The sequence below is a fragment of the Weissella sp. DD23 genome (assembly GCF_001579105.1).
GTDB lineage: Bacteria > Bacillota > Bacilli > Lactobacillales > Lactobacillaceae > Weissella > Weissella cibaria.
The window spans coordinates 278184-284631 of record NZ_KQ970392.1; the positions used below are offsets into that span (position 1 = coordinate 278184).

Below are 6448 nucleotides of genomic sequence, written 5' to 3' on the forward strand. Positions count from 1 at the left end.
AAACTGTAAAGAAAAAATTGTGACGAAAATACGCCATTTAACCAATGGATAATTTAAAAGTAAAACGTTTTTACTAAAAACGTTTTATTGTTTTTAGACGTTATTGTTCGTTTATTGGGGCTATAATAGGTCTAAAATATAGTAAAACGTTTAACTTTTCAGGGTGTAAACGAACGAAATTCACACTTTATTCATTGTTTTTATTAAAAGAACCTTATATACTAATCACAGCAAGTTAGGTTAACAGTTAAACGTTTTGTTAACCAAGCGATTAAACTAGGAACATACAGTTTGTTACTTTGGAGGATATGAGAAATGGTTTCACGTCGTAATTTGATTATTGGTGGTGTCGTTGTTGTTGCTGCTGTGGGTATTGGGGCCGCAGTCGCCGGAAACAACGGATCAGATTCAAACAAGAAGAATTTCTCAGTAGCGATGGTTACTGACGTTGGTGGTGTCGACGATAAGTCATTTAACGAGTCAGCTTGGAATGGTGTGAAAGCTTGGGGAAAGTCACACGATTTGAAGAAGGGCGCAAATGGTTATGACTACTTTGCTTCAAAGACAAATGCTGATTTTGCAACGAACTTCCAACAAGGTGTATCAGCAAAGTACAGCATGTTGATTGGTGTGGGTTACGCGACGAATGATGCGTTGGTTGCATCAGCTAAGCAAAACCCAAAGACTGACTACGTGTTGGTCGACGATGTAGCATCAAAGCAATATAAGAACATCGCTTCATTGACGTTTAAGCAACAAGAAGCGTCATACCTAGCTGGTGTTGCTGCAGCAACGAAGGCTAAGGAGTTGGGTGACAGCAAGGTTGGGTTCATCGGTGGAATGAATTCAGCAGTCATTCAATCATTTGAGGCGGGTTACATCGCCGGTGTAAAGTCAGTTGACCCAAATATGAAGGTTGATGCCCAATTTGCGGAGTCATTTACTGATACGGCGAAGGCTAAGACAATCGCCAGCGCTATTTACACGTCAGGTGCGCACGTTATCTTCCAAGCTGCTGGTCCTGCGGGTAACGCGGTATTTACAGCTGCCAAGGACATTAATACGGGCTTGAATGCTGGTTCAAAGGACAAGGCTTGGGTCATTGGTGTTGATATGGATCAAAACGACCAAGGAAACTACAAGACAAAGGATGGCAAGAGCGACAACTTCACGTTGACGTCAGCAATTAAGGAAATTGCTAGCTCAATCGAAAAGGTTGCTAACCAATCAATGGACGGTAAGTTCCCTGGTGGTAAGACAACGACTTACGGTTTGAAGGATGGCGGTGTTGCAATCACAAAGAAGAACTTGGATGCTGAAGAGAAGTCTGCGGTTGAGAAGGCTGAAAAGGCAATTAAGTCTGGCGATGTGACTGTGCCAAGCACGATGAAGTAAAACGTTTAAAAAACGAACTTAAAACAGGACATTTAATTGAATGTCCTGTTTTTATGTATTGAAAAATTCTAGTTAATCGATTTTTGTATTACAACCATGTTAATAGACGAATAATAACGATTGCATAGACTAGAAAATTTAGTAAAAAGTAGGTAAAATATACCTATTACGTCATAGTCTTGATGAAGATGTGACGAGAAAAATGTCTGGGAGAAATGTGCTATGGCAGATCAGCCAATCGTGCTAGAAATGCGCGACATTGTGAAGCAATTTGGTGAATTCCGTGCGAATGATCAAATTAATTTGCAAGTGAAGCGAGGCCAAATTCATGCCTTGTTAGGGGAAAACGGAGCTGGAAAGTCAACGCTGATGAATCAATTGTCAGGGTTGCTACAACCGACTGCCGGCGATATTTTGATTAATGGTCAAAAGGTTATTGTTGATAGCCCTTCAAAAGCCGCTGAATTAGGAATTGGAATGGTGCACCAACACTTTATGTTGATTGATGCATTTACAGTTACAGAAAACATTATTTTGGGATCAGAACCCGTTAATGGGCTGAAGTTAAATACGAAAGCTGCCGCGACTGAAATTAAAAAGTTATCTGAACAATATGGGCTGGATGTTGATCCGAACGCCTTGGCAGGGGACATTTCGGTCGGTATGCAACAACGTGTAGAAATTTTGAAGACGTTGTACCGTGGCGCTGATATTTTGATTTTTGATGAGCCCACAGCCGTGTTGACGCCACAAGAAATTGATGAGTTGATGACAATTTTGAAGGGCTTGGCCGCTGAAGGTAAGTCAGTCATTTTGATTACGCACAAGCTTGATGAAATCAAGGCGGTGGCTGACCAAGTGACGGTTATTCGTCGGGGAAAGTCAATTGACTCATTCCCTGTTGCCGGTGTGTCATCACAAGAACTGGCTGATATCATGGTTGGTCGCTCAGTATCACTCTTCTCAACTGAAAAGGAGCCTGCTCACCCAACTGACACGATTTTGTCCGTGTCGGATTTGACGGTTAAGGACGCTCGTGGTGTTGAAGTTGTGAAAAACTTGAGTTTGGATTTCCGAGCTGGTGAAGTTGTGGGTATCGCGGGTATTGATGGTAACGGACAATCAGAATTTATTTCTGCTTTGACCGGATTGATGCCATCAGCATCGGGTAAGGTGACACTTAAGGGTAAGAATATTACCAATAAGAAGCCTCGCCAAATCACTGAAAGTGGTGTCGGCCACATTCCAGAAGACCGTCACCGTTTTGGGTTGGAATTGGATATGACGTTGGCTGAGAACATTGCCCTACAAACGTATTACAAGGCACCGATGTCGAAGGCGGGTGTGTTGGATTATGACAAAATCAACGCGCATGCTCGTGAGTTGATTGAAAAGTTTGACGTTCGTACGGTGAACGAATTAGTACCGGCTAGTGCTTTGTCTGGTGGTAACCAACAAAAGGCCATTATCGCGCGTGAGTTGGATCGTGATGCTGACTTCGTAATCGCAGCTCAGCCAACACGTGGTTTGGACGTTGGTGCAATTGAATATATTCACCAGCAACTCATTAATCAACGTGATGCTGGTAAAGCTGTCATGTTGGTTAGCTTTGAATTGGACGAAATTTTGAATGTCGCTGACCGCATCGCCGTTATTTCACATGGTGAGATTACAGGTGTCGTTGACGCAAATGAAACGTCAAAGAATGAGCTTGGATTGTTGATGGCAGGAATGTCATTGGCTGAAGCGCGTGCGCAATTAGCGGGGGAGTAGACTGGTGAATAAAATTAATTCATACGGTACAGGTCTCGTTGCAGGCCTGGCTGTCTTCTTTGGTTTGATGGTCGGTGCGATCATCATGTTGGTCTCTGGTTTTAATCCAGTGACTGGTTATGTGAGCTTGGTGCAATCAGCGCTCGGGTCATCATTGAATATCGGTGAAGTGTTGCGATCGATGACGCCGCTGATTCTAACGGCGGCCGGTTTCTTGGTTGCACAATCAGCCGGTTTCTTCAACATCGGACTTGCTGGTCAAGTTTGGGTTGGTTGGATTGCATCAACGTGGTTTGTGTTGGTTAACCAATCAATGACACCATGGCTGTCAATTCCGTTGGCAGTTATCATCGGGGCGCTCGCTGGTGCTTTGATGGGTGCCTTGCCAGGTTGGCTGCGAGCTCAGTTTGGTGCATCAGAAGTTATTACAACAATCATGTTGAACTACATTGCCTTATATGGTGGAAATGCCTTTGTGCAAGGGTTACCTAAGAAGTTGATGACGACAACTGATATGACGGTTACGTTGCCAACGGAGGATTCGCTACGTTGGGATTTGCTTGCGAACTTAACGGGTGGGTCTCGTTTGAACATTGGGTTTATCATTGCGATTGTGGCGCTGGTAGCCATTTGGTTCATTATGAAGCGGACAACGCTTGGTTTTGAAATCCGTGCAGTTGGGTTGAACCCCGATGCTGCTCGTTATGCGGGTATGTCAGCAAAGCGCACGGCAGTTACAGCCATGACGATTTCTGGCTTGTTAGCTGGGTTGGCTGGTGCAACTGAAGGTTTGGGAACGTACTTGAACATCTTCTCGCAAACTGGTGCACCACAAGTTGGATACGATGGTATGGCGGTTGCCTTGTTGGCATCAGGTTCGTTCTTGGGTATCTTCTTCGCTGCTTTGTTGTTCTCTATTTTGTCTGTTGGTGGATTAGGAATGCCATTGGCTTCAGGTGTCCCAACTGAATTGGTTTCTGTTGTGACAGCGTCAATTATCTTCTTTATCGGTGCGAACTACTTGATTCGTTTGATTTTGGTTAAGATCGATGAAGACGATGCAAAACAAAAAGCCAAGAAGTTGGCCGGCCCTCAGAAAAAGGGTCGTAACGACAAGAAGGTAGAGAAGGAGGCAGAGTAACCATGAGTTTGGAAACGATCTTGCAATTGGTGATTTCAAGTACGTTGGTTTACTCAGCGCCTTTGATTTTCACTGCATTAGGGGGTACGTTCTCAGAACGTGCTGGAGTTGTTAACGTTGGGCTAGAAGGAACCATGATTATGGGAGCTTTCGCCGGCGTTGTCTTTAATTTAACATTTGCAAGCCAATTTGGGGCTTTGACGCCATGGCTTGGTTTGATTGCTGGTGCAGTCATTGGTCTGATTTTCTCATTGCTACACGCGGTCGCAACGGTGACTTTGCGCGCTGACCACATTGTGTCAGGTACAGTGATGAATTTGATGGCCCCAGCCTTGGGTGTTTACTTGATTAAGTTGATGTACGGTAAGGGTCAAACATCAATGATTGCAGAAAACTTTGGTTACTGGAATGTACCTGGTTTGGCAAAGATTCCATTTATCGGCACAATCTTCTTCACGAAGACTTCTGCCACAGCGTGGGTTGCGATTATCGTAGCTTTTGTAGCTTCATGGGTATTGTTTAAGACCCGTTTTGGGTTGCGCTTGCGTTCAGTTGGTGAAAACCCACAAGCTGCAGATACGCTTGGCTTGAATGTTTATGCTTTGCGTTATACCGGTGTGCTGATTTCAGGTGTCCTTGGTGGAATTGGTGGGGCGTTGTTCGCCCAATCAATCGCGGGTAACTTTTCAGCATCAACGATTGTTGGACAAGGATTTATGTCAATGGCGGCCATGATTTTTGGTCGCTGGAATCCAGTTGGTGCCATGGCAGCTGCGTTGTTCTTCGGCTTCTCACAATCAATGGCAATCGTCGGTGCACAATTGCCACTATTGAACCAAGTGCCAGCAGTTTACCTACAAGTTGCGCCATACGTCTTCACGGTTTTGATTTTGGTTGTCTTCTTCGCCAAGTCAAAGGCCCCAGCGGCAGACGGTGTGAACTATATTAAGTCAGTCTAATGACAATAAAAAGCGATGCGACATTCGAATGTCTGCATCGCTTTTTTCTGTTGTTTGATTAGACCAAGGCAGTTACCACTTCTTCAAGGTGAATGCCATGTGACCCTTTCAGAAGGACGGCATCATCAGCCGTTAAATCAGCTTGAAGATCAGCAATCAGGGTTGCCTTGTCATCCTTGCTATAGCGTTTAACGGTACCAGCTGGGTAATTAACGCTCAAGACATCTTCGAGGCTCGCCATGATGTCACCCACGAGGTACACGTGTTGAATCGTGGCCGGATCAAGCTTTTCAGCAAGACTAGCGTGCAAGGCTGGGCCAGCTTCACCAAGTTCGAGCATATCACCCAAAACAGCAATACGTCGACCTGTGACAGGTGTCTCGGCAAAGAAGTGCAAGACCTCCTTGGCAGCGGTTGGATTTGAGTTGTAAACATCAGACAAAATCTTACCACCAAAATTACCAGCTAACCATTCAGTGCGGTTTTCAGTGATGGGGGCTTCTGCAAGTGCTTGTGCAATCTTGTCGTCTGAAATCCCCAACAAGATGCCGACTGAAATGGCGGCCAAGGCGTTAGAAACGTTGTAGCGACCCGTCAATGGAATGTGGTAAGTCATCGCTGATTTATCCGTTTGGAAGGTGGCACCGACGGGATTCATAGCAATTGTTGACGCATACAAATCATTATCAGGATTAAGGCCAAAAGTTGCAGTATGCAAGAATGCGTGTTGACCAGCGCGTTCGCGGAGTAATGGTTCGTCGCCGTTGTACACGAGGACGCCGTTCGGTTGCAGGCCGGCAATGATTTCCATCTTACCGTCGGCGATGCGTTCGCGAGTTTTGAAGAATTCAATGTGGGCTTCACCAATCATCGTTAAGACAGCGATGTCGGGGTGAACCATTTCAGATAGGAAGGTTAGGTCACCAGGACGATCCATACCGAATTCGATGACTAACAATTCGGTATCCGCAGGCATCGATAGGATGGTCGTTGGGACGCCAATTTCGTTATTGAAGTTGGCTGGTGTTTTGACAGTTTTGAATGTTGAAGCACCAATTGCGGCAACGAAATCTTTTGTCGTTGTCTTACCGTTTGAACCTGAAATCGCAACAACTTTTGGTTGAACTTGCTTCAAGTAGTAGACGGCTAATTGTTGGAAGGCCACGAGCGTATCGGCAAC

5 protein-coding genes are annotated in these 6448 nt (G+C 45.0%); 4 read left to right on the forward strand and 1 reads right to left on the reverse strand.

The window, feature by feature from the left end:
* Nucleotides 1-315: 315 nt before the first annotated feature.
* The 4 genes from WEIDD23_RS05630 (at nt 316) to WEIDD23_RS05645 (ending at nt 5268) form a co-directional block, all read left to right on the forward strand.
* Nucleotides 316-1395, forward strand: a complete 1080-nt coding sequence (locus WEIDD23_RS05630; RefSeq protein WP_010371428.1) for a BMP family lipoprotein — start codon at nt 316-318, stop codon at nt 1393-1395.
* A 222-nt stretch (nt 1396-1617) separates the two neighbouring features.
* On the forward strand, nt 1618-3168 hold the full coding sequence (locus tag WEIDD23_RS05635) for an ABC transporter ATP-binding protein (RefSeq protein ID WP_010371425.1): 1551 nt from the start codon (nt 1618-1620) through the stop codon (nt 3166-3168).
* A 4-nt stretch (nt 3169-3172) separates the two neighbouring features.
* Nucleotides 3173-4309 (forward strand): ABC transporter permease, encoded by a 1137-nt coding sequence (locus WEIDD23_RS05640; RefSeq protein WP_010371423.1) that lies wholly within the window; start codon nt 3173-3175, stop codon nt 4307-4309.
* Between the two features lie 2 nt (nt 4310-4311).
* Entirely contained in the window at nt 4312-5268 is a 957-nt protein-coding gene (locus tag WEIDD23_RS05645) for an ABC transporter permease (protein ID WP_010371413.1), read from the forward strand.
* Nucleotides 5269-5326: 58 nt separating this feature from the next.
* Here WEIDD23_RS05645 and murF read toward each other — a convergent pair.
* Nucleotides 5327-6448 (reverse strand): UDP-N-acetylmuramoyl-tripeptide--D-alanyl-D-alanine ligase (gene murF, locus WEIDD23_RS05650; protein ID WP_062358827.1); only part of this gene is annotated, 1122 nt, incomplete at its 5' end.

Coding starts and splice junctions, on each gene's coding strand:
- WEIDD23_RS05630 (WP_010371428.1), top strand. CDS start 316: ATGGTTTCACGTCGTAATTTGATTATTGGTGGTGTCGTTGTTGTTGCT.
- WEIDD23_RS05635 (WP_010371425.1), top strand. CDS start 1,618: ATGGCAGATCAGCCAATCGTGCTAGAAATGCGCGACATTGTGAAGCAA.
- WEIDD23_RS05645 (WP_010371413.1), top strand. CDS start 4,312: ATGAGTTTGGAAACGATCTTGCAATTGGTGATTTCAAGTACGTTGGTT.